Annotated in this window: 21 protein-coding genes; 18 read left to right on the top strand and 3 right to left on the bottom strand. The window is 40.6% G+C overall.

Features of this window, described 5'->3' with window-relative positions; all coding sequences use genetic code 11:
- Positions 1-182: 182 nt before the first annotated feature.
- The 6 genes from metH to GWK08_RS03620 all read left to right on the top strand — a co-directional run bounded on the left by metH (position 183) and on the right by GWK08_RS03620 (position 7,359).
- Positions 183-2,870: a methionine synthase gene (gene metH / locus GWK08_RS03645; RefSeq protein WP_163605539.1), complete on the top strand. Its 2,688-nt coding sequence runs from the start codon at positions 183-185 to the stop codon at positions 2,868-2,870.
- A gap of 88 nt (positions 2,871-2,958) precedes the next feature.
- Complete coding sequence (locus GWK08_RS03640; protein WP_163605538.1) at positions 2,959-3,312, top strand: four helix bundle protein; 354 nt, start codon at positions 2,959-2,961, stop codon at positions 3,310-3,312.
- A gap of 96 nt (positions 3,313-3,408) precedes the next feature.
- Complete coding sequence (gene metF, locus GWK08_RS03635; RefSeq protein WP_163605537.1) at positions 3,409-4,365, top strand: methylenetetrahydrofolate reductase [NAD(P)H]; 957 nt, start codon at positions 3,409-3,411, stop codon at positions 4,363-4,365.
- A 24-nt stretch (positions 4,366-4,389) separates the two neighbouring features.
- Positions 4,390-5,487, top strand: coding sequence for an acyloxyacyl hydrolase (locus tag GWK08_RS03630; protein WP_163606293.1), 1,098 nt, complete (start codon positions 4,390-4,392; stop codon positions 5,485-5,487).
- A 10-nt stretch (positions 5,488-5,497) separates the two neighbouring features.
- Entirely contained in the window at positions 5,498-6,244 is a 747-nt protein-coding gene (locus tag GWK08_RS03625; RefSeq protein ID WP_317168137.1) for a head GIN domain-containing protein, read from the top strand.
- Positions 6,244-7,359, top strand: coding sequence for a serine hydrolase domain-containing protein (locus tag GWK08_RS03620; RefSeq protein ID WP_204335991.1), 1,116 nt, complete (start codon positions 6,244-6,246; stop codon positions 7,357-7,359). Before GWK08_RS03625 ends, GWK08_RS03620 begins: the two co-directional genes overlap by 1 nt.
- Here the strand turns inward: GWK08_RS03620 and gldA are convergent.
- Together gldA and GWK08_RS03610 are read right to left on the bottom strand one after the other, a co-directional pair.
- On the bottom strand, positions 7,331-8,233 hold the full coding sequence (gene gldA, locus GWK08_RS03615; protein ID WP_163605534.1) for a gliding motility-associated ABC transporter ATP-binding subunit GldA: 903 nt from the start codon (positions 8,231-8,233) through the stop codon (positions 7,331-7,333). The genes GWK08_RS03620 and gldA overlap by 29 nt on opposite strands.
- Before the next feature lie 185 nt (positions 8,234-8,418).
- Positions 8,419-9,285 (bottom strand): helix-turn-helix domain-containing protein, encoded by an 867-nt coding sequence (locus GWK08_RS03610; protein WP_163605533.1) that lies wholly within the window; start codon positions 9,283-9,285, stop codon positions 8,419-8,421.
- Positions 9,286-9,728: 443 nt separating this feature from the next.
- Here GWK08_RS03610 and GWK08_RS03605 point away from each other — a divergent pair, with 443 nt between their 5' ends.
- From GWK08_RS03605 to GWK08_RS03585, 5 genes are read left to right on the top strand one after another with little or no spacing between them, the layout of a single operon-like run.
- Positions 9,729-10,556, top strand: a complete 828-nt coding sequence (locus GWK08_RS03605) for a prephenate dehydratase (RefSeq protein WP_163605532.1) — start codon at positions 9,729-9,731, stop codon at positions 10,554-10,556.
- On the top strand, positions 10,553-11,707 hold the full coding sequence (locus tag GWK08_RS03600; protein ID WP_163605531.1) for a pyridoxal phosphate-dependent aminotransferase: 1,155 nt from the start codon (positions 10,553-10,555) through the stop codon (positions 11,705-11,707). The genes GWK08_RS03605 and GWK08_RS03600 overlap by 4 nt, the downstream gene beginning before the upstream one ends.
- Positions 11,700-12,086 (top strand): nuclear transport factor 2 family protein, encoded by a 387-nt coding sequence (locus GWK08_RS03595; protein ID WP_163605530.1) that lies wholly within the window; start codon positions 11,700-11,702, stop codon positions 12,084-12,086. The genes GWK08_RS03600 and GWK08_RS03595 overlap by 8 nt, the downstream gene beginning before the upstream one ends.
- Positions 12,087-12,091: 5 nt before the next feature.
- Complete coding sequence (locus tag GWK08_RS03590) at positions 12,092-12,955, top strand: prephenate dehydrogenase (protein WP_163605529.1); 864 nt, start codon at positions 12,092-12,094, stop codon at positions 12,953-12,955.
- A 13-nt stretch (positions 12,956-12,968) separates the two neighbouring features.
- Positions 12,969-14,051, top strand: coding sequence for a bifunctional 3-deoxy-7-phosphoheptulonate synthase/chorismate mutase type II (locus tag GWK08_RS03585; RefSeq protein WP_163605528.1), 1,083 nt, complete (start codon positions 12,969-12,971; stop codon positions 14,049-14,051).
- Positions 14,052-14,100: 49 nt separating this feature from the next.
- On the opposite strand, the gene GWK08_RS03580 is transcribed toward GWK08_RS03585, so the two are convergent.
- Positions 14,101-14,553 carry a hypothetical protein gene (locus GWK08_RS03580; protein WP_163605527.1) on the bottom strand — a complete coding sequence of 151 codons (453 nt, stop codon included), beginning with the start codon at positions 14,551-14,553 and terminating at the stop codon, positions 14,101-14,103.
- An 85-nt stretch (positions 14,554-14,638) separates the two neighbouring features.
- Between GWK08_RS03580 and rsgA the strand changes: the two genes are divergently transcribed.
- The 7 genes from rsgA (at position 14,639) to aroA (ending at position 23,849) form a co-directional block, all read left to right on the top strand.
- Entirely contained in the window at positions 14,639-15,589 is a 951-nt protein-coding gene (rsgA, locus tag GWK08_RS03575; protein ID WP_163605526.1) for a ribosome small subunit-dependent GTPase A, read from the top strand.
- 21 nt (positions 15,590-15,610) lie between these two features.
- Positions 15,611-16,063 carry a D-aminoacyl-tRNA deacylase gene (gene dtd / locus GWK08_RS03570; RefSeq protein ID WP_163605525.1) on the top strand — a complete coding sequence of 151 codons (453 nt, stop codon included), beginning with the start codon at positions 15,611-15,613 and terminating at the stop codon, positions 16,061-16,063.
- An 89-nt stretch (positions 16,064-16,152) separates the two neighbouring features.
- A complete protein-coding gene (locus tag GWK08_RS03565) occupies positions 16,153-18,072 on the top strand; it encodes a DUF3857 domain-containing protein (RefSeq protein ID WP_163605524.1) in 1,920 nt (639 codons plus the stop codon).
- Between the two features lie 28 nt (positions 18,073-18,100).
- A complete protein-coding gene (locus GWK08_RS03560; protein ID WP_163605523.1) occupies positions 18,101-20,110 on the top strand; it encodes a transglutaminase domain-containing protein in 2,010 nt (669 codons plus the stop codon).
- A gap of 84 nt (positions 20,111-20,194) precedes the next feature.
- Positions 20,195-22,198, top strand: coding sequence for a DUF3857 domain-containing protein (locus tag GWK08_RS03555; RefSeq protein ID WP_163605522.1), 2,004 nt, complete (start codon positions 20,195-20,197; stop codon positions 22,196-22,198).
- A 4-nt stretch (positions 22,199-22,202) separates the two neighbouring features.
- The gene (locus GWK08_RS03550) at positions 22,203-22,529 is read left to right on the top strand and encodes a nucleotide pyrophosphohydrolase (RefSeq protein ID WP_163605521.1); all 327 of its coding nucleotides are present in this window, start codon (positions 22,203-22,205) and stop codon (positions 22,527-22,529) included.
- A 90-nt stretch (positions 22,530-22,619) separates the two neighbouring features.
- Entirely contained in the window at positions 22,620-23,849 is a 1,230-nt protein-coding gene (gene aroA / locus GWK08_RS03545; RefSeq protein ID WP_163605520.1) for a 3-phosphoshikimate 1-carboxyvinyltransferase, read from the top strand.
- Positions 23,850-23,939: the final 90 nt, after the last annotated feature.

The raw sequence follows: 23,939 nt of genomic DNA, 5'->3' as shown, positions 1-23,939 counted from the left end.
AGAAAATGTCACTTCGAGCGCCCGCGTGCCACTGAAGCTTGTGCCTCCGCTAAAGCTATGGCGACATGTGGAAATCGGAAGGGCAAGTCGAGAAGTAATGGAACAAAAAACAAACAACCAACAACCATTAACAAACAACTAACAACCAACAACCACTAACAAACAACCGCTAAAAAACACAAATGTCACTCAATAATAAAAAATACCTGCGACTCTCCGGACTGGAACCCCTTGTGGTAACACCAGAGAGTAATTTTATTAATGTAGGGGAAAGGACGAATGTTACCGGCTCAAGGAAATTCCTGAGGCTGATAAAGGAAGAGAAATACGATGAAGCCCTAGATGTAGCCAGAGCGCAGGTAGAAGGGGGAGCCCAGATCATCGATATCAATATGGATGAGGGAATGATAGATGGGGTTCACGCTATGACGACCTTTATGAATCTGGTTGCTTCCGAACCCGATATTTGCAGGGTTCCTATCATGATCGATAGTTCCAAATGGGAGATCATTGAAGCCGGACTTCAGGTAGCTCAGGGAAAATGTGTGGTGAACTCTATCAGCCTTAAAGGAGGAGAAGAGGAGTTTATCAAACAAGCTACCCTGATAAAGCGATACGGAGCAGCGGTTATTGTAATGGCCTTTGATGAGGTCGGGCAGGCAGATAATTATGAAAGACGCATCGAGATCTGCGAACGCTCTTACAGAATTCTTGTCGATCAGGTAAAATTCCCGCCCGAGGATATCATTTTCGACCCCAATATTTTCCCCGTGGCTACGGGAATGGAAGAACACGTAAATAATGCATTGGATTTCTTCAGGGCAACCAAATGGATACGTGAAAATCTGCCGCATGCAAATGTGAGCGGGGGAGTAAGTAATGTTTCTTTTTCTTTCAGGGGTAATAATACGGTGCGTGAAGCCATGCATTCCGCTTTTCTTTACCATGCCATTCAACACGGAATGACCATGGGGATCGTTAACCCGCAGATGCTGGAAGTATATGATGATATCCCTAAAGACCTGCTGGAACATGTAGAAGATGTATTGCTCAACAGAAGGGAAGATGCTACGGAACGCCTTCTCAGCTTTGCAGAGACGGTAAAAGGCAATAATAAAACCGCGGAAAAACAAAACCAGGAATGGAGGAACGACCCTTTACAGGAAAGGATCACTCATGCCCTGGTAAAAGGAATAGACGAATTCATCGAAACCGATGTTGAGGAAGCGAGACAGTCGGTAGAAAGGCCTATTCAGGTTATTGAAGGCCATTTAATGGCCGGAATGAATGTAGTGGGAGACCTTTTCGGCAGCGGAAAGATGTTCCTGCCCCAGGTGGTAAAATCCGCCAGGGTAATGAAAAAAGCTGTGGCTTATCTCCTGCCTTTTATCGAAGAAGAAAAAGACGGTAAAAGAGAAATGGCCGGAAAGATTTTATTGGCCACAGTAAAGGGAGATGTTCACGATATAGGAAAAAATATTGTCGGAGTGGTACTCGGATGTAACAATTACGAGATCGTAGACCTCGGAGTAATGGTTCCTCCGGAGAAGATCATTCAGACTGCGGTAGAAGAAAAAGTCGATGTTATAGGTCTTAGCGGACTTATTACACCTTCCCTGGATGAGATGGTATACCTGGCCAGGGAAATGGAAAAGAAGGAACTGGATATCCCGCTCCTGATCGGGGGAGCAACAACTTCCAGGGCACATACGGCTGTAAAGATCGCACCCAACTATTCGGATGCCGTAATGCACGTGAATGATGCGTCCCGGGCCGTTACTGTGGTGGGGAATCTTATGCAGGAGAACAATGACTCTTTTAAGGAAGTGATCCGCGAGGAATACGATAAATTCAGGGAACAATTCCTCTCCAGAGGGAAACAAAAAGAGTATCTGCCGATTGAAGAGGCGAGGAATAATAAACTTCAGTTAGACTGGAATAACTATCAGGCAGTTAAACCCGGCCAGCCGGGAGTTCAGCTTATTGAGGACCTGGATCTGAAAGTTTTGGAAGATTATATAGATTGGAGCCCCTTTTTTAGGAGCTGGGACCTGCATGGGAGATACCCTCAGATCCTGAAAGATGAAATAATCGGAGAGCAGGCTACCAGTTTGTTTGAGGATGCCAGGGTGCTTTTAAAAAAGATCGTAGACGAAAAACTGCTCACCGCCAAAGCGGTATTCGGATTATTTCCGGCCAATGCCGTTGGTGATGATATTGAAATATATACAGATGACTCTCGCAAAGAAGTTAGCGATACTTTCCTGACCCTTCGTCAGCAACTTAAAAAGCACCAGGGAAAACCCAATATTGCCCTGGCAGATTATATTGCACCAAAGGAATCGGGAAAAGACGATTATATAGGCTGTTTCTGTGTAACGACCGGTTTTGGGACCGATGAACTCGCTGCAAAATTCGAAGCAGAGCACGACGATTATAATTCTATTATGGTAAAAGCTCTTGCCGACAGGTTTGCGGAGGCTTTTGCAGAATATTTACACGAAAGGGTACGGAAAGAACATTGGGGATATGCCAGCGCAGAAGAATTGAGTAATCAGGAACTGATAAAAGAATCCTATACAGGTATTCGCCCGGCGCCCGGATATCCCGCTTGCCCGGACCATCTCGAGAAAAATACGATCTGGAAACTGCTGGAGGTAGAAGAGAAGATAGGGGTCAGATTAACCGAAAGCCTGGCCATGTGGCCGGCAGCATCGGTATCGGGTTATTATCTCGGACATCCGGATAGTAAGTATTTCGGATTGGGAAAAATAAAGGAAGATCAGTTAAAGGATTATGCCGGTAGAAGAGGTATTTCAGTTGATGAAGCACGTAAATGGCTAAATCCGAATCTGGCTTCTGAGGTCTGAGAGTAATGAGTATTAAGTACAAAGTATTGAGGTATATGGTTGTTAGTTGATAGTTTATGGTTGATAGTGAATTTAAGAGAATTGTGTTATGATGTATGTTGATCTTGATGTTTGGAAAGAATCGAGGAAATTAACTAATAAGGTTTATGAAATAACCAAGTTTTTTCCAAAGAGTGAGCTTTCCGGTTTGATAAATCAAATAAGAAGAAGCGCTATCTCTGTGCCTTCCAACATAGCTGAGGGATGCGGAAGACAGACATCGAAGGAAACTATCCATTTCTTGCATATTTCAAGAGGCTCATTGTACGAGTTGGAAACACAATTATATCTTTCGAAGGACCAAAAATTTGTAGAACAGGAAGAATTTGAGAAGATTATGGAATCCATTGAACTATGTAAAAAATTACTTAATGGTTTTATAAACTATTATAGAAAAATTTAAACCAACAACCAACAACCAACAACCAACAACTAACAACTAACAACCAACAACCAACAACCAGCAACTAACAACTAAAAAAGCAAGAAATATAAACGAATGAAAGTAATAGAACATATAGGGAAAGCCAACGGAAAGGCATTGTTTTCTTTTGAGATCCTTCCCCCTCTAAAAGGGCAGAATATCCAATCTATTTTTGATGGGATCGATCCTTTGATGGAGTTTAAACCTCCCTTTATTGATGTAACTTATCACAGAGAAGAATATGTGTATAAGGAAATGGAAAACGGACTTCTTCAGAAAAAAGTAGTAAGGAAACGTCCGGGAACCGTAGGTATTTGTGCAGCGATCCAGAATAGATACGGAGTAGATGCTGTACCTCATATTCTTTGTGGTGGATTTACAAAAGAGGATACCGAAAACTTCCTGATCGATCTGAATTTCCTGGGAATAGACAATGTGGTTGCCCTCAGGGGAGATGCCGTAAAAAGTGAAACTTATTTCAAACCGGAAAAGGACGGACATCCCTATGCAAGCGATCTGGTAAAACAGATCGTTTCCCTGAATAAAGGGGAATACCTGGATGAAGACACGCAAAATACGGCTAAAACCGATTTTTGTATCGGAGTGGCCGGTTATCCGGAAAAACATGTAGAAGCCCCCAGTCTGGATAGTGATATTCATTTTCTAAAAAAGAAAATCGAGGCCGGAGCTTCTTATATAGTCACACAGATGTTCTTTAATAATGACAGCTTTTTCCGTTTTGTCGATAAATGCAGAAAGGCAGGAATAACGGTTCCCATAATTCCGGGACTAAAACCTATAGCCACTAAAAAACAGCTTAATCTTATTCCACATCGTTTTAATGTGGATCTCCCGGATGAGCTTATCAATGCGGTAATCAAATGCAAGGACAACAAGGAAGTAAGACAGGTTGGTATCGAATGGTGTGTGGCTCAGAGTAAGGAACTGGTGCTTAAAGGCGTGCCCGTTCTTCATTATTATTCTATGGGAAAAGCCGACAATATTAAAGCGATTGCAAAGGAAGTTTTTTAAAAAATGCTACATTTGCCGCTAGCAATGAGGCCTTTATTTATAATTCTTACCCTAAGTTTAACAAGTGTTTCGCTTTGTTTTTCCCAGGAAAAGCAATACGCAAATACTTTTGATATCAATTATTTCTACGGCAATATTGCGTTGCATAACGAAGATATCCAGCATCTTATTACCGGACATCCGGAAGGATTGATCCTGGGTTGGAACCGTAAAACCTTCGGCGCAAAGGACTGGGAACAATATTACAATTATCCCGACTACGGAGCTTCCTTTATTTATCAGAACCTTAAAAATGAATTCCTCGGAGAGAACTACGGAGTATATGCTCATTACAATTTTTATTTCCTGAACAGGAATCTGATGCTGAGAATAGGGCAGGGACTGGCAGTTACTACCAATCCTTATGATAAGGTGGATAATTTCAGGAATATCGCTTTCGGGACCAGGGTATTGAGCAGTACGTATGCGCTTCTCAATTATAAAAAAGAGAATATATTCGACCGGTTCGGATTGCAGGCCGGGCTGGCATTTATTCACTATAGTAATGCCAATATAAAGGCTCCTAATACCAGCATTAATTCCATAACCCTCAATATTGGAGTAACCTATAACCTGGAAGAGGAAGAACCTGAATATCTGAATACGGTTAGCCGTGAAAAATTTACGGAGCCCATAAAATTTAACCTGGCCTTCAGAACAGGCGTGAATGAAAGTGATGTTATAGATAGCGGTGTTTTTCCTTTTTATATTTTTTCGGCTTATGCTGATAAACGTATCAATAGGAAAAGTTCCTTACAGCTGGGAACAGAAATATTCTTTTCTAATTTCCTTAAAGAGCACATAGAATTTCAGAGTATTGCCTTTCCGCAGAACGGGATTGAAGGTGATGAAGATTTTAAAAGGGTAGGGGTATTCGTAGGGCACGAACTCTTTATTAACCGTTATTCCGTACTAACTCAAATTGGTTATTATGCCTATTATCCTGTTGATTTTGAGGGAAGAACATACCTCAGAGCCGGAATAAAACGTTATTTTGGTAAAAAAATATACGGAGCGCTTACTTTAAAATCACATGGAGCCAAAGCCGAAAACGTCGAATTTGGTATTGGAATACGCCTGTAAACATAAAATTGTGAAACGATTCTTCTACATAGCGGTTTTTTTAATTTTTGCAACATGCGACAGTGAGAACGCACCCGATTGTTTCCAGACAACCGGAAGAATTATAAGTGAGAACAGAGAGGTTGCTGAGTTTTCCCGTATCCTGGTAAATACAGGGATAACCATGATCATACAGCAAGATGCTGAAACCAGTGTAGTGGTAGAAACCGGTGAAAACCTTATCAATGATGTGGAGGTGGAAGTCATTGACGGGAGGCTGATCTTAACGGATAATAACGATTGTAATTTTGTTCGCGATTTCGGAACGACCACCATAAGGGTAACAACCCCTGATATTACCGAAATACGCAGTTCCACACAATTCGATATCAGATCGGAAGGGGTACTCAGGTTTCCAAACCTTAGGATTATCTCGGAGGATGTTAATGAAGATGCACAGAGCGTGGGAAATTTTTATCTTACAATAGAAAATCAATCTTTTGTAGTGGTGTTTAATAATCTTTCTAACGCTTTTATCGATGGGAGTACTACAAATCTGAATGTTTCCTTCTTTTCCGGGAACAGCAGGTTTGAGGGTGAAAACTTAGAGGCTTCAGATATTACTGTTTTTCACCGGGGGACTAATGATATGCTTTTATTTCCGACCAATAGCATAAGTGGAGATCTTTTCAGTTCTGGAGATGTAATTATATTTAACGATCCGGATGAGGTAGATGTAACAGAACATTATAAAGGACGATTAATTTTCAGGAATTAATGAACATTAAAAATAAACTCATTCTAGTGCTAAGTTTTTTTTCATTTGTCAGCTCGGTTTTTCCGCAGGATTCCATCAATGAGACTCCAAAAGAAGTAAAAAAAGCGGAACGCATCATTAACCGCTTACTTAGAAAAAAGAGAATACCCGGAATTGCGGTAACGGTTACCAGAGATCAGCAGACTATCTGGCAAAAGGGTTATGGTTATGCAGACCTGGAAAAAGAAATTCCGATAGATCCGCAGCAAACCATATTCAGGATTGCCAGTGTATCCAAACCTTTATCGGCTACGGCCCTTGCCAAGGCGGTTGAGGAAAAAAAGATAGACCTGGATTCTTCCATTTACGATTATGTTCCCTACTTTCCCAGGAAGAAATACGATATTACGCTTCGGCAGTTGGGAGGACACCTGGCGGGGATAAGGACTTATAAAGGGCGGGAGTTTTTTAATAAAAAGGAACTGTCCATAAGAGAAGGAGTGGCCTTGTTTGAGGAAGACCCTCTGCTTTTCGAACCCGGAACAGATTATGCCTATAACAGCTATGACTGGGTGCTTATCTCCCTGGCTATTCAGGAAGCAACAGGAGTGCCCTATGCAAACTTTGTGAATGAAAAGGTCTTGCTTCCGCTGGAAATGACCCACACTTTTCCGGATGAGAACAACGACAGTATCCCTTTTAAAACTACTTACTACTCAAAAAGAGGAAAACGGAGGTTTAGACGGGCTGCTAAGGTTAATAATTACTTCAAACTCGCGGGAGGAGGCTTTTTATCGACCTCGGAAGATGTGGCCAGGCTTGGGAATGCTTATTTAAAAGGGGAGTTTCTACCTGTGGAGATCGCATCTCAGTTTACAACGGCTCAAATGGTAAATAACAACTCTACTTATTACGGCCTGGGTTGGGAAGTAAGTTTTGATCAGAAAAACAGGCCGTATTACGGTCACACTGGTAACGGAATAGGAGGTTATGCTGTTTTCAGGGTATATCCAGACCAGAATATGGTGTTTTCCTTACTTACCAATGTTACCAATCCCGGAATAGAAAAAGAGATCGATAAGATAATCGATGCTGTTTTAGATAAGATCAGCCCTTCTGAGAAGTTAGCTCCCTGAAAAGACTTTCCAGGTTTTTATTTTTGCGGTTAAGCTGAAGGATCTTCAGGCCGTTATCATGGGCAAAATCAAAAACTACCGGACGCATATCCTTGTCCGTAGAAAAACTCAGCTCATATATAAAGCCTTCCCTGTTCACTACAGAACTAACCGAATTCAATCCTTCCAGCAAAACGGTCTCTACCCTGTAATCGAATTCTACTTCTATGATCTGGCCTCCGTCGCCTCTTAGTTCGGAAAGCGTTTTATCGGCTACGATCTCTCCTTTGTTAATGACGATTACCCTGTCGCAGATAGCTTCGACCTCCTGCATGATATGAGTAGACAGGAGTACGGTTTTTTCCTTCCCCACGTTTTTGATCAGTTCCCGTATTTCCACCAGCTGATTGGGATCAAGTCCGGTAGTAGGCTCATCCAGAACCAGTACACTGGGATTGTGAAGAAGTGCTGTGGCCAGGCCTACACGCTGCCGGTAACCTTTGGAAAGCTGTCCTATCTTTTTATGAGCTTCGGATGTCAGGCCGGTAAGCTGAATGACTTCTTCTATCCTTTCCTTTTTAACCTTGTAAATATCTGCATTAAAGCGAAGATACTCCCTGATATACATTTCCAGGTAAAGAGGATTGTGTTCCGGTAAATAGCCTATGCTTTTCTGCACTGCTTTTTTAGAAGAAACCACGTCGTGTTCATTTACCGAAGAAGAACCTTCATCGGCAGTGATATAAGTAGTCAGGATCTTCATCATCGTGGATTTTCCGGCACCATTAGGACCCAGAAAACCAACAATCTCTCCCTTTCCGATCTCAAAAGAGATCCCGTTTAAAGCTTTTTGCTCTCCGTACTTTTTTGTTACCTGATCTACCTTGATTGACATACGCTTGTTTTTCTCAAAAACGAAAATAAACGTATTTTATTTGGAATGCAATTTTTATAAAGATTTGAAACTATAAGGCCTGTTTTAGCTATAAACCAAAAACGAAAATAATTTCCATATTTCTAACAACTAACAACTAACAACTAACAACTAACAACTAACAACTAACAACCAACAACCAACAACTAACAACCATCTTCCTTCCTGTACTGTGAAGGTGTATAACCCGTATGTTTTTTAAAGATGACCGGGAAGTAATGTATATTCTCAAAACCGCAGGACCAGGCAATGTCTTTAATAGGCTCGTCACTATATTTCAGTTTTGCCTTGGCATTTTCTATACGGTAGTAAGTCAGGTATTCAAGAGGAGAGCAACCTGTAAAATGTTTAAAATTCCGATGCAGGTGAAATTTGCTTAAACCTACATTTCTGCTTATATCGTCCAGATAAATGCGTTCAGTCAGATTATCATGAATGAATTCCCGGGCCAGGAGAACATATTTCAGCAAATTTTCATTGGTAACCTCCTTTGAAACTTTAGCAGATTTTCCTTTGTGAAGGATCTCAAGTTGCTGTATCACGAGTTGTTCGGTCAGATGCAAAAACTCATTTTCCACGGCAATTTTATCTGCCGTTCCGTTCGTCCGGGAATGATAGAGTGCAGCAAGAGAATTTCCTATTGCATCATTAACCCTTGGAAAGGCAAGCTCATAAAAACGAAAATCATCGGGATTTTCGGTTTCTTTTCTATAGGATTCATAGATGTCCTTTACCAATTCCGAAGAGAGAAAAAGAGATATGCCTTCTGCTCCTTTATAGGCATAGGAGGAAATGATCTGATCATTATTAATAAGCAGGTATTGCCCTTTCTTTACTCTGAGCTGTTTATTGTTTATCTCGTAGCATTTATGTCCCTTAACCAGATATTTAAGAGTGTAAGTCGATCGATACTTTACGGAATCGTCCTGAAGATGCCGGGTGTAGAGGATCTTATTCCCCATTTGTTTTTGGGAGAAAGCTTCTTTATTTGTCGAATTTTCCAGTTTAACCATAACCTATTTGAGTGAAGCAGGGATCCTGACCCGAAATCTAATCAATGCTTTTGTATAAAAAGTACGATTTCTTGCGAATTTACGATTTATCCTTTCCGTATTCCAGTCCTATCCGTAGAAAGTGAATAGCAAGATATTGGCATATAGAGGGATACGAATTAATTTTTTCCAATAAACAGGCATTTTTATTTTTAAAATCGGAAAAAAGACGGTGTTTTTAAGGGAATTCAAAAAAAATTAAAAAAGCTGTTTTTTATTTGAAATTAATAGCTACATTAGCATCGTAATTCAGAGAATACATGAGTACAACTATTTACAACTGGAACAGCTACTATTTCTTCTTTTATTTTTTTAAAAGAGGGTAGGGACTGTTATAAATAGTTGTGATTAACAATAATATAAAGGTCCCGAATTTATCGGGACTTTTTTTATGACCAAAATTAATGCAAACAAAAGTAGCCATACAGGGAATAAAAGGGTCTTTCCATCATCAGGTAGCCGAAGAATATTTTAATAATGATATAGCGGTTAGTGAATGCCTGTCTTTTGACAGCCTGGTAGATAGATTACTGACCAGGGAGGCCGATATGGGAATAATGGCTATTGAGAATTCCATTGCCGGGTCCATTATTCCGAATTACGCATTGGTTGATAATCATGAGCTTCATATTATCGGAGAATATTATTTACAGATTCACCATAATTTCATGGCTCTTGGCGGACAGGATGTAAATGAGATAGAGGAAGTGCATTCTCATCCGATGGCCCTGCTTCAGTGTAAGGAGTTTTTCAGAAAATACCCTCACATTAAACTGGTGGAATCGGTAGATACGGCAGAAACTGCTAAAAAGATACACGGAGAACAGCTCAAAAATATTGGGGCGATAGCCAGCAAAACGGCAGCCCGTTTATATGAACTGGATATCCTGGCCCCGGAAATACAGACTATTAATAACAACTCGACACGTTTTATCATTGTTCAGACCAGCAATTCGGTATTAAAGAAGGAAGAGATCAATAAAGCTTCCTTAAAATTCGAACTGGATCACAAAAGAGGGAGCCTGGCCACGGTGTTAAATGTAATGAGCGATTGTAAACTCAATCTAACCAAAATACAGTCGCTTCCTATTATTGAAACTCCCTGGATGTACTCCTTTTTTGTTGATGTGACTTTCAATGATTATGAAGATTACGACAAAGCCAAATCCATTTTAGAGATTATGGCGCACGATTTTAAGGTGTTGGGCGAATATAAAAATGCAAAGATATGATCGCAGTTGCAGAGCGTTTGCATACGGTGGAAGAATACTACTTCTCCAGGAAATTAAGAGAAGTAAGAGAATTGGTAGCTAAGGGAAGACCCGTTATAAATATGGGGATCGGAAGCCCGGATCTACCCCCATCTGAAGAAGTGATTGAGGCCCTGACCGCTTCGCTGCATGAAGGCGTTGCTCATCAATATCAGAGTTACCAGGGGATACCTGCGCTGCGGGAAGCAATGGCCGATTTTTATTCGGAGAATTTCAATGCCCGATTCGATCCTTCATCAGAGATCCTTCCGCTTATGGGATCTAAGGAGGGGATAATGCATATAAGTATGGCTTTCCTGAATGAAGGCGACCAGGTCCTGATCCCGGACCCCGGATATCCCACCTATAGCTCGGTAAGCAGATTGGTAGGAGCGGAGCCCCGTTACTATATGCTCTCCGAAGACCAGGGATGGTTACCTGATCTGGAAGCACTGGAAAAGGAAGATCTCTCTGCGGTAAAATTAATGTGGATCAATTATCCGCATATGCCTACCGGGGCAAAGGCCGATGCCCGCTTTTTTTCAAAACTGATAGATTTTGCAGAAAAGCATGAGATCCTTTTGGTTAATGATAACCCCTATAGTTTTGTGCTCAATGATACACCGGCTACTTTATTTGTAAACGATAAGGCCAAAAAGGTTGGCTTGGAGTTAAACTCTCTTAGTAAAACCTTTAATATGGCCGGATGGAGAGTAGGCATGCTTATGGGAAGTCCGGAGAATATAAGCTCTGTCCTGAAAGTGAAAAGCAATATGGACAGCGGTATGTTCTACGGGATACAGAAAGGGGCTGTTGTCGCCCTTAAAAGCGGAAAAGAATGGTTTACCAACCTGGATGAAATATACGGTAGAAGAAGAAAACTCATTCATCAACTGGCGGATATGCTAGGATGTTCCTATGATAAAGATGCAGCCGGGATGTTTGTATGGGCAAAACTTCCGTCCGATATCCCTTCCGCAGAACAATTTATAGATGAGGTGCTGTATAAGAAAGACATTTTTATAACGCCCGGAACAGTTTTCGGTTCTATGGGAGAAGGATATATAAGGTTTTCGCTCTGTGTGAACGAAGATAGGATAAAAGAAGCCATAAGCAGGTTTAAAGATGAGTAGCGCAGGGGAAAGAGAACATATGATAAGATCATATATCAATGCCTATAACAGCTTTGATATAGATGGGATGCTCGAACATTTGGATAAAGAGGTGGTCTTTGAGAATTATCTGAATGGAGATCTTAATCTGGAACTAAAAAACAAAGAGGAGTTCAGGGAGCAGGCTGAAAAAATGGTTGACGTATTTAGCAGCAGGAAGCAGGAAATTGTATCGATAGAACACGAAAGCGAAAAAGTTAATGTGGAAGTTCAATACAGTGCTGTACTCGCTATGACTGTTTCCGAAGACCTGAAAGCAGGAAGTGAAATAAAATTGGAAGGGAGAAGCATTTTTTCCTTTGAGAAAAATAAAATAGTAAAGATTGTAGATTTAAGCTGAAAGCTATGAATAACGTATTTGTAATCGGATTGGGACTTATTGGAGGATCGATGATGCTGGACCTGAAGTATATGGAAGAAGGCACTACGGTGTACGGAATAGACCATAATGAGGATCATCTGGACCACGCCCTTGAGTTGGGTATCATTGATAAGAAAGCAGACCTGAACGACCTTGGAACTGCCGATCTTGTTATCGTTTCCATTCCGGTGAATGCCCTGGTAAACCAATTGGGAGATATTTTAGACAGGGTAAAAGACGATTGCCTGGTCATCGATACCGGATCGACTAAAAAACTTATCTGTGAAGCGGTGGCAAATCATCCTAAACGAAGGAATTTTATGGCTGCTCACCCCATTGCAGGTACCGAGTTTTCAGGACCGCAGGCTGCAATAAGAGATCTTTTTAAAGGAAAGACCAATATTATATGTGAGGTAGAAAAGACCGCTTTCAGATTACAGGAAAGAGCATTGGCTATTTTCAGTGAATTGGGCATGCGTATCCGTTATATGGACCCTGTTTCTCACGACAAACATATAGCTTATGTATCTCATCTGTCACATATTAGCTCTTTTATGTTAGGAAAGACAGTTATTGAAAAAGAAAGAAATGAACGGGATATTTTTGACATGGCGGGAAGTGGATTTGAAAGTACGGTTCGCCTTGCAAAAAGCTCCCCGGATATGTGGACGCCTATTTTTGAGCAGAATAAAGTAAATGTTATCGAAACCCTGGATGAGTATATTGCTAACCTTGAAGAGTTTAAAAAATTGATGGAAGAAGATAATTTTAATGCCATTTATGAAAGGATGGAAAATACTAACCGAATAAAAGAAATATTAAACGGAATAATAATTAAGACAACCTAAAAAAGTTAACGTTATGGATAATAAGAAAGAATTGAGGAACTGGCTGGATGATTTCGGATTGCCACACCCTTTGGTAATTGCAGGGCCTTGTAGCGCCGAAACAGAAGATCAGGTATTGAATATCGCACATCAGTTAAAAGACAGTGATGCTACGGTATTCAGAGCCGGAATATGGAAACCGCGTACCAGGCCGGGAATGTTTGAGGGAGTAGGAGCTATAGGACTTAAATGGCTTCAGAAGGCAAAGGAAGAAACCGGAATGCTTACAGCAACGGAAGTGGCAAACCCCACACATGTACAACTTGCAATAGAGCATGATGTAGATATTCTGTGGATAGGAGCCAGAAGTACCGTTAGTCCGTTTATCGTTCAGGAAATAGCCGATTCACTGCAGGGAACCGATAAGGTTGTTCTGGTAAAGAATCCGGTAAACCCCGACCTTCCGCTATGGTTGGGTGCAGTAGAACGTCTTCATAAAGCCGATATCAAAAAACTGGGAGTTATTCACAGAGGTTTTTCTACTTACGAAAAAACCAAGTACAGGAATATTCCGGAATGGCAACTGCCGATCGAACTGCAAAACAGATTCCCGGACCTTCCGTTGATCTGTGATCCTTCCCATATTACCGGGAAAAGAGATATGGTATTCGACGTATGTCAGACAGCACTGGATCTTAATTATGACGGGCTGATGGTGGAAACTCATTTCGACCCTGATAATGCCTGGAGTGATGCAGCTCAGCAGGTTACCCCGGCAACACTTATACAGATCATGCAGGACCTGAGAATACGTAAGGAAAATGATGAGGCAGAAGAGTATAACCTGAAACTGGGGAATTTAAGAGCGCAGATCGATGTAATAGACAATCAGATCATAGATACTCTTGGGAAGCGCATGAGAATTGCCGATGAAATCGGAGGTTTGAAAAAGAAGAAAAATGTAGCGGTCCTTCAGAGTAAAAGATGGAACGAGATCCTTGGAAAAATGATCCTGGAAGGAGATGAGAGAGGATTGAGTGAAGAATTTGTCTTAAGAATATTCAAGGCGATCCACCAGGAATCCATTAATCATCAGGAGAAAATAATTAACGCATAATAAAAAGCCCTGACGATTGTCAGGGCTTTTTTTATATTTCAGCTATTGATTACTTTGCTCTTTTAAAAATATAGCGGGTGATAAAAATTCCTTTTCCGTCACCTTTACCGCCTTCACTTTCCACAGCACTGGTAACAAAAGCCAGATCCCAGCCCTCTTCTATCATAGTGTTGATCTTAGAAGTGATTACCGCATCGTTAGCAGCGATATTCTGGAAGCGGATACCTCCAAGGTTGTAGAAGTTCAGTAATTTGGTTTCTTCGAAATTTTTAACACGAATATCCCCTCTCTTAGATTTATTTCTTGTATCGTCTTCCTCGGTTCTTTGTGAAGTGAATTCTTTATAATCCCTTTCTTCATCTACAGAAACAATACGCGACCTTCCAAGTCCGTTTGGAACGATAGATTCCACACTTGTAATGATCTTGTATTCGTATTGTTGAGCGAATAAACCGGAAGTACAGATAAGGGTTAGAATACCGGCTAAAAAAAGTTTTTTCATAAATCTGAAGTTTTAATGTGTTTATAATTAATTAAATTGTTTATTTGAAGGCTAAATTAGCAATTATAATGCCAAAGCGAGGATAATGCAGGGAATTGTTTATAAATCTACCGGAAGCTGGTATACCATCAAAACAGAGGACGGAAAGGTATTTGAAAGCAGGATCAAGGGGAAGTTCAGGATCCAGGGAATAAAGAGTACCAATCCGGTTGCTGTTGGCGATGTGGTTGATTTTGAACTGGAGACCAGAGGCGATGAAACCATAGGCATTATTAATAATATTCACGACCGGAGAAACTACATTATCCGGAAATCGGTTAACCTGTCTAAGAGAACCCATATCATTGCGGCTAATATAGATCAGGTGTTCCTGATGGTGACACTTAATAACCCACCGACATTTACCACCTTTATTGACCGTTTTCTTGTTACAGCCGAGGCTTATGGGATAAAAACCGTTCTTCTTTTTAATAAGGTAGATACTTATAACGAGGACGAGCTGTTGGAAATAAAATACCTGGCAGCCATTTACAGGGAAATAGGCTATGAATGTATCGGTATTTCTGCCCATACAGGAAAAAATGTAGATAAGGTAAAGGAGAGTATGAAGGGTAAGGTAAACATGTTTGCCGGACATTCGGGAGTGGGGAAATCAACACTTATCAACGCTATTGAACCCCAACTCGATCTCCGGACAGCAGAGATCTCCGAACAGCATAGACAAGGGCAACATACCACTACTTTTGCAGAAATGTTCGAACTGGATTTTGGGGCAAGGATCATTGACACTCCTGGAATTAAAGGGTTTGGGATCGTTGATATAGATAAAGATGAGCTCGGCGATTATTTTCCCGAGTTTTTTGCTATAAAAGATCAGTGTAAATTCAATAATTGCCTCCATACCGATGAGCCTAAATGTGCGGTTAAGGAAGCTCTCGAAAATGATGAGATCGCCTGGAGCAGGTACAAGAGCTATCTTCAGATATTGGAAGGGGAGGAAGAGAATTACAGAACAGATATTTACGGAGAGGATTAACCGTTCAGATCAATACAATTTATGCGTGCAGTTATTCAGAGAGTTTCAAAGGCAAGTGTAACCATAGAGGGGAGCAAGGTAGCTTCCATAAAAACAGGCGTACTGGTCCTGTTGGGAATAGAAGACAGGGATACGGATGAGGATATCCAATGGCTTAGCGGTAAAATAAGCCGATTAAGGATCTTTGCCGACGAAAACGGAGTAATGAACAGATCCCTGGTCGAAACCGAAGGCGATGCCATTGTCGTGAGTCAGTTTACACTTCACGCTTCTACAAAAAAAGGAAACCGCCCTTCCTATATAAAAGCCGCTAAACCGGAAGTTGCGATCCCTTTGTACCAATCTTTCCTTCAAAGATTTAAGCAGGATTTGGGGAGAGATGTAGGCGCAGGCGAGTTCGGAGCTGATATGAAAGTAGAGCTGCTAAACGACGGCCCGGTAACCATCATTATCGACTCTCAAAACAGAGAATAACCCTTCATCGGGCTTTTTGTTAAATAGACGAAAATTCTTTCTTTTTGGCAAGGTTTTAATATATTTGTCTTATTAAAGAATCGTTAAAAATGAAGTTAAAGGCCTTATCTATCACCCTTTTATTTGTATTTACTTCATTCTACACTCAAGCACAATCCGATTATTCCGTTTCCTCCATCCCGGAAGGATTGACCAAAAGAGCAAATGCCGTTATCAGGCTAAGTGAGGTGGATATCCAAATAGGATCGACCTCCAGAATGACTGTCACCGAAAGAAGAGTGGTAACTGTTTTAAATGAAAAAGGAAGTAACGCTTTAAAAGCTTATATCCATTACGATCCTAATGTTAGGATCAAAAAGCTGGAAGCTGTTGTCCTTAATGCTTCCGGAAAGGAAATAAAAAAACTGAGAAAAAATGATTTTCTCGATGAAAGTGCCATTAGCGGAGGAACTTTGTACAGCGATTCCCGTATAAAACACCTCGAATACACCCCGAGTGAGTATCCTTATACCATAGACTTTATTTGCGTTGCAGATATGATAAATACCGCCTTCCTGCCTTCATGGAGACCGCTTGACAGATATATGACGAGTACGGAAAAGAGTACCTATAACCTCGAACACCCGGAAGAACTCAAACACCGGATCAAGGAAAAGAATTTTGAAGGCTATGACATTATCTCCAAAAAAACGGATAACAGTCTTTATTATGAAATAAATAATGTAAATGCCAGGAAGAGAGAAGAACTAAGCCCTGCTTATTATGAAACAGAACCAATGCTGTTTGTAGGCCTGAACAATTTTCATTTGGAAGGCGTGGATGGCACCGCATCCGACTGGGAATCTTTCGGAAAATGGCAGTACGATAAACTCCTTACAGATAGGGATGTTTTGCCGCAGGAAACCGTGTCTAAGGTAAGCCAACTGGTAGAGGGAATTGATGATCCCATAAAAAAAGCAAAGAAGATCTACGAATACGTTCAAGACAATACGAGATACATTAGTGTACAACTGGGAATTGGAGGATGGATGCCAATTGATGCTCAGGAAGTGGATAAGGTAAAATACGGAGATTGTAAAGGTTTGACCAACTATACCAAAGCCTTACTGAAATCGCAGGGTATCGATGCCTATTACAGTGTGGTATGGGCAGGAAGTAATAAAAGGAGTATGGAATCCGATTTTGCTTCTATGCAGGGAAATCACGTGATCCTGAATATTCCCAACGGCGAGGACGACATCTGGCTGGAATGTACGAGCCAGGTACTGCCATTCGGGTTTTTGGGAGATTTTACAGACGACAGGGATGTATTGGTAATCACTCCGGAAGGAGGGAAAATTAAACATACAAGAGCCTATCTGGATGATGAGAATAAAATGGTAACTAAAGCATCCTATACGCTTAAAGAAGACGGGGCCATCGAAGGGGAGGTTAAGATCATTACCGAAGGAATACAGTATGATGACAGATATACTGGCCTTTCCAGATATTCTGAAGATGAAAGGGAAGAATTTTATAAGCGCTACTGGGGTAATATCAATAATGTCAAGATCAGCGATCTGCAGTTACTCAATAATAAGGAAGCTGTACAGTTTTATGAATCAGTTAAAGTAAAAGCCTCTTCCTATGCCATCAGTACGCAGGATGGAGATATATTACTCCAGGTAAACCCTTTTAATGTAAATAATGGGGTTCCTTCCCGTTACAGGAACAGAAAACAGTTATTTGAGGTTTCCAGAGGATATCTGGATGAGGACGAATACAAGGTAACTCTTCCGGCTTCCTATATGGTAGAGTTACTCCCAAACCCGATACGTATTCAGAATAAATTCGGAACCTATGAAGTAGAGATCCAGCGCCTGGAAGACAACAAACTGTTGTACAAGAGAAAGCTGGCAGTTAAAAAAGGCCGTTATCCCAGTGAAGATTACAATGCCTACAGGAATTTCAGAAGAGAAGTGGCAAAAGGAGATAATCTGAAACTGGTCCTGACACCGAAAAAAGAATAACCAAGTACAAACTAAAATAACCAACAAAATGTTTAAAAAAAGTCTATTACTCCTGTTTTTCCTCAGCCTGGGAATTGCCAAAGCTCAGGATATTAAATTTGGAAAAGTATCCGTAGAAGAATTGGAAGAAAAGGTATATCCTCAGGACTCAACTGCTGAAGCAGCATATCTTTTCAGGAATCTGAAGATCTTTTACAGGTATACACCCAGTCAGGGATTTGAATTAATTACCGAGGTACACGAACGTATAAAGATCTACAGCAAGGATGGATTGGATTACGGTACCCAAAGGGTAAGGGTCTACAAAAACGGAAATGTAAAAGAAACAATATCCGGTATAAAAGGTTATACCTATAACCTGGTAGATGGGGAGGCAGAGGATACCAAACTTAAAAAAGACGGGATCTTCGAATCAGAATTGTCCAAGTACAGAAATGAAACCAAATTTACTTTCCCGAATGTTAAGGAAGGTTCGGTAATCGATTATAAATATACTATTACCTCTCCTTATAGCAGTAATATTGACGAGATCCCTTTTCAGTTCCTTATTCCTATCAAAAAGGAAAAGGTCAGGTTAGAGATCCCTGAGTATTATAGCTTTAACCCAAAGGTAAAAGGTTTCCTTACCCTCAGACCGGTTACGTCCAGGGGAACCGGAAAAATAAGATGGACGGATACATATAAAACTGCTTCAAATAAGGCACCACAAAGAACGCAGAGTGTTCCAAGAGAAGTGGAGTACGTTACCAGTATCACTAATTTTGAAATGAATAATGTTCCTGCTCTGAAAAGAGAACCTTATGTAAATAATATCCGGAATTATCAGTCGGCAGTGAAATATGAACTTGCCTTTACCAATTTCCCTAATTCTCCGGTAGAGAATTATACCAGTAATTGGGAAAAGGTAACAGAAACTATTTACAAGAGCCCGGCTTTTGGAGCTGAATTACAAAAGGACGGCTATTTTGATAAAGATGTAGATCAGCTGGTTTCAGGAACTTCAGATCCGAATGCAAAAGCGATGATGATCTTCGATTTTGTGAAGAATAAAATGACCTGGGACGGTTATATGGGGAAATATGTAGACAAAGGAGTGAGGAAAGCTTATAAGGATGGCAAAGGAAATGTAGCCGAGATCAACCTTATGTTAATAGCTATGCTGAGATATGCCAACCTGGATGCTAACCCTGTACTGGTGAGTACCAGGAATCATGGAGTTTCTATTTTTCCAACCCGTGAGGGCTTTAATTATGTAATTGCATCTGTGAATATTGACGGAAAATATATGTTGATGGATGCAACCGAAAAGCACAGTGTACCGAATGTGTTACCATATCGTGTACTAAACTGGTCGGGAAGGATGATCCAGAAGAACGGAAACTCAGGTTTTATGAAACTCACACCTGATAAGAAGGCAATGGATGTGGTGCAGATGAATATAAACCTTAAGGCAGATGGAACGATAGAAGGAAAATGCAGGGAACAATATACCAACCATAATGCTATGCTCTTCAGGGATAATTATACCAAGAATAATGAGGAAGATCTTCTGGATGAGATGGAGAAGGAATACGATTTTGAACTTTCCAATTATTCCGTAAAGAACATGGCAGAAATGCAAAAACCCATTATTGAGACATATGATATACTTAAGGAAGACCAGGTGCAGATTACCGGCGATAAGTTATACTTCTCACCTTTGTTTTACCTTTCTCAGAATGAAAGTCCGTTTAAACTTGATAAGCGCGAATATCCTGTAGATTTCGGATTTCCGTGGGAAGATAAGTATATGATCAATATCCAGGTGCCGGAAGGTTATGAGATCGAATCCATCCCGGAAAAAATGGCCATTGCCTTACCGGAGAATATGGGAGTCTTTAAATATAATGTTGTAGGTGCAGGAGATAAGATCAGAGCTATAGTATCTGTAAATATAAATGCTCCGGTGATCCCTCCGACACATTATGAAGCTTTGAAGGAGTTCTATAACCAGCTGGTAAAAAAGCAAACCGAAAAAGTTGTTTTAAAGAAAATTTAATAACTGTATAAATAAGGGTCTTGAAAAAGGCCCTTATTACTTATTAAAGCACAAAAATTACATTTAACTCTCAAAAAAAATGCTATGCGTTACCGTATTTTACTGGCCTTTTTATTTGTTACCACTCTTAATCTGAATGCTCAAACGGTAAAATTTGGAAAAATAACCAAAGAAGACCTGGCTGTCCAGACTTATGAAAAGGATACTACGGCGAGTGCTGTTTATTTGCTTAAAGACAGGCTTACCTATTTTGATTATAATGCTGAAGAAGGCTGGATAATAGTAGATGAAATTCATGAGCGTATTAAAATACTAAATAAATCGGGCTTGGATTATGCAACCAAAAAGATCAGTTTCTACGAAAAAGGAGTAAATCAAGAGGTTGTTAAGAAGATAGAAGGAAATGTATTTAACCTGGTTGATGGGAAAGTCGATAGAACCAAAATAGCCAGGGAAAATATATTGGAGAAAGAAATAAATGAAAACTTCAAAGAAAAAATAATTGCAGCTCCGGCAGCAACGGTAGGCTCGGTTATCGAATGGAAATACATAAAAACATCTCCTTTCTGGGAAATTGAAGATATAGTTTTTCAGGAAGATATCCCTGTTAAGCGGGTAACGGCAACCGTTAAGGTACCGCCTTATTTTGTGTTTAAAAGAATAGCCAAAGGAGGACATTCGATACGGCCGGAAGATTTTCTGAAAAAGAGGACCTTCAGTATAAGTTTCAGCCAGTCTAACAGTTACGGAACGAGCTCTGATGTTACCCGGACCGGTACTGTGACCCTTGAAGAAAAGGTAAGTGTTTATGAAGCAAATGATGTTCCTGCTTTAAAAGAAGAACCGTATACCAATAATATTGAAAATTACCGCCATTCGATCACTTATGAGTTGTCCAGTTCTCAATTTCCCAACAGTGGTATAAAAAATTACTCAAATACCTGGACGGAGGTGGTGAAAACCATTTATGATTCAGATTTTTTCGGAAAGCAACTGCTTAGAACGAATTACTTTAAGGAAGATATAGATGAACTGATAAAGGACTTTCCAAGTGATAAAGACAGAACAGACAGGATCTATCAGTTTGTGAAAAACAAAATGAAATGGAATGGCCGTTATGGGAAATACGCCAGAGAAAATCTCAGGACGTCTTATAAAAACGGAGTAGGGAGCTCGGCAGAGATCAATCTGACACTGATCGCAATGCTTAAATATGCCGGAGTGGAAGTATATCCCGTTCTGGTAAGTACAAGAAATTATGTTATTCCGGTTTACCCTACCTTGGAAGGGTTTAACTATGTAGTAGCTGCTGTTCAGCTTAATGGAAAGAGAGTTTTGCTGGATGCCACGGGAAAGTATAGCGCACCCGATGTTTTACCGTTCAGGGCTCTGAACTGGCACGGAAGAATGATCTCCAATGAGGGAAAAGCTGTGTCGCTGAATATGATCCCGAAAAAAAAGTCGGTAACAGTAACTCAAATGAGTGCCGAAATAGACCCGAGTGGTTCTATTCAGGGAAAACTCAGGGTACAGCATACCAATCATTATGCAATGTTCTTCAGGGAAAAATATACCGGGGCCGATACGGAAAGTTATTTGGAAGAGCTCGAAAAGAAATACAACGGAATTGAGATATCAGGCTATTCTGTAAAAAATGAAAAGGACCTGATTAAACCCTTGCTGGAAACCTATGAGTTTTACAAGGAAGATGAGGTAGAGTCTGTTGGTGATAAGCTGTATTTTAAACCGATGTTTTACTTTGCAGATAAGGAAAGTCCGCTGAAATCGGAGAACAGAACCTACCCGGTGGATTTTGGTTTTCCATGGGAGTCGAGATATATGATGAACATAAAGATCCCCGACGGATATGAAATAGAATCGGTACCTGAAAAAGTTGCAATGGCCCTTCCCGAGAACATGGGGAATTTCAGCTATAATATTGTTCGTTCAGAAGGGGCGATAAGACTGGTCTCTTCTATTTCTATAACCAAACCTCTTATTGCTGCTGCATACTATTCCGAACTCAAAGAATTCTATGACCAATGGGTAAAAAAACAAATAGAAGGTGTAGTTTTGAAGAAAATTTAGTTTGATGGACATCAAAAATGCACAACTGGAGGTCGATAATTGGATAAAGGAACACGGAGTACGTTATTTTAACGAATTGACCAATATGGCACAACTTACTGAGGAGGTGGGAGAAGTAGCCCGGATTATTGCCCGTCGTTACGGAGAGCAGAGCGAGAAGGAAAGTGATAAGGAAAAAGACCTGGGAGAGGAACTGGCCGATGTGGTATTTGTTGTTCTCTGCCTGGCCAATCAGACCGGAATAGATCTACAGGATGCTTTTGACAAAAAAATGAACAAAAAGGCAAAAAGAGACCACGACAGGCATCATAATAATGAAAAATTAAAATAGCTATCAATATTGTACATATATTTGTTATGCATTCCCGTAAAATACGGGAATGTGCTTTTTAAACACCTGATTAATTAGAAAAAAATTACAGTGAACCTCAAGCTCAAATCCACCTCAGATCATATCGATCAGACCGTCAGAATAACCGGTTCCAAAAGCGAGAGTAACCGCCTGCTTTTACTTCAGGCCCTATATCCGGAAATAAGCATAGAGAATGTTTCCAATTCGGATGATTCGGTTCTGATGAGAAAAGCACTCGAAACCAAAGGAAATGCAACGGTGGATATTCACCATGCGGGAACCGCCATGCGTTTTCTTACGTCTTATTTTGCGGTTCAGGAGGGAAGAGAAGTGGTATTGACCGGTTCACAAAGAATGAAGGAACGTCCCATTAAGATCTTAGTGGATGCCCTGAGGCAATTGGGTGCCGATATCACTTATCAGGAAAATGAAGGCTATCCTCCATTACTGATAAAAGGAAAAAAACTGGACAGGAATGAAGTGAGCATGAGCGCAAATGTAAGTAGTCAGTATTTGTCCTCTCTCTTATTGATCGCTCCGCGTCTTTCCAAAGGAATGACCCTTGACCTGCAGGGTGAGATCACTTCCAGGCCTTATCTTTTAATGACCCTGAACCTGCTTTCTCAGTTGGGAGTTAAATCGGATTTTAACGGAAATACGATAAGGGTGTATCCTGCAGAGAATGCAGAAGCAAAGACCATGGTAGTAGAATCTGATTGGAGTTCAGCTTCTTATTTCTATAGCCTGGCAGCGCTTTCCGATACGGCACGCATAGAATTATCAAGCTACAGAGAGGATAGCCTCCAGGGAGACAGTGCCCTGGCCGGGATCTATACAAAATTGGGGGTTACCACCCGTTTTGAAGAGAATAGCGTAGTACTCACCAAAAATAAAGAGGCCGTTATTTCCGATACCCTGGAACTCGACCTGGTAAGCTCACCCGATATAGCCCAGACTATTGTAGTAAGTTGTTTCGGACTTGGAATAGCCTGTCATTTAACAGGATTACATACCTTAAAGATCAAAGAAACCGATAGGCTGGAAGCCCTGAAGACAGAACTTTCAAAATTAGGAGCGGAGATAGAGGTCACCGATCATAGTTTAAGTTTAAAAGCTTCCGGAAAGATCAATGAAAATATTGCTATAGATACCTATCACGATCACCGGATGGCAATGGCTTTTGCCCCCCTTGCATTGAGGATTCCCCTTATTATTAACGATGCGGGAGTGGTGTCTAAATCCTACCCGGATTTCTGGAAAGATCTTGAACAACTGGGGATTGAGAACGAAGAACTTTAATTCCCGAATTATAATTCGCAAATAATCACTTATTTACTTGACAACCCCTATGGTCAGATTGTATATTTGCGCCTTATTTAAAAAAACAAA

The organism is Leptobacterium flavescens (assembly GCF_010671605.1).
GTDB classification, from domain to species: Bacteria; Bacteroidota; Bacteroidia; order Flavobacteriales; family Flavobacteriaceae; genus Leptobacterium; species Leptobacterium flavescens.
This window is presented reverse-complemented; position numbering and strand designations above follow the sequence as displayed.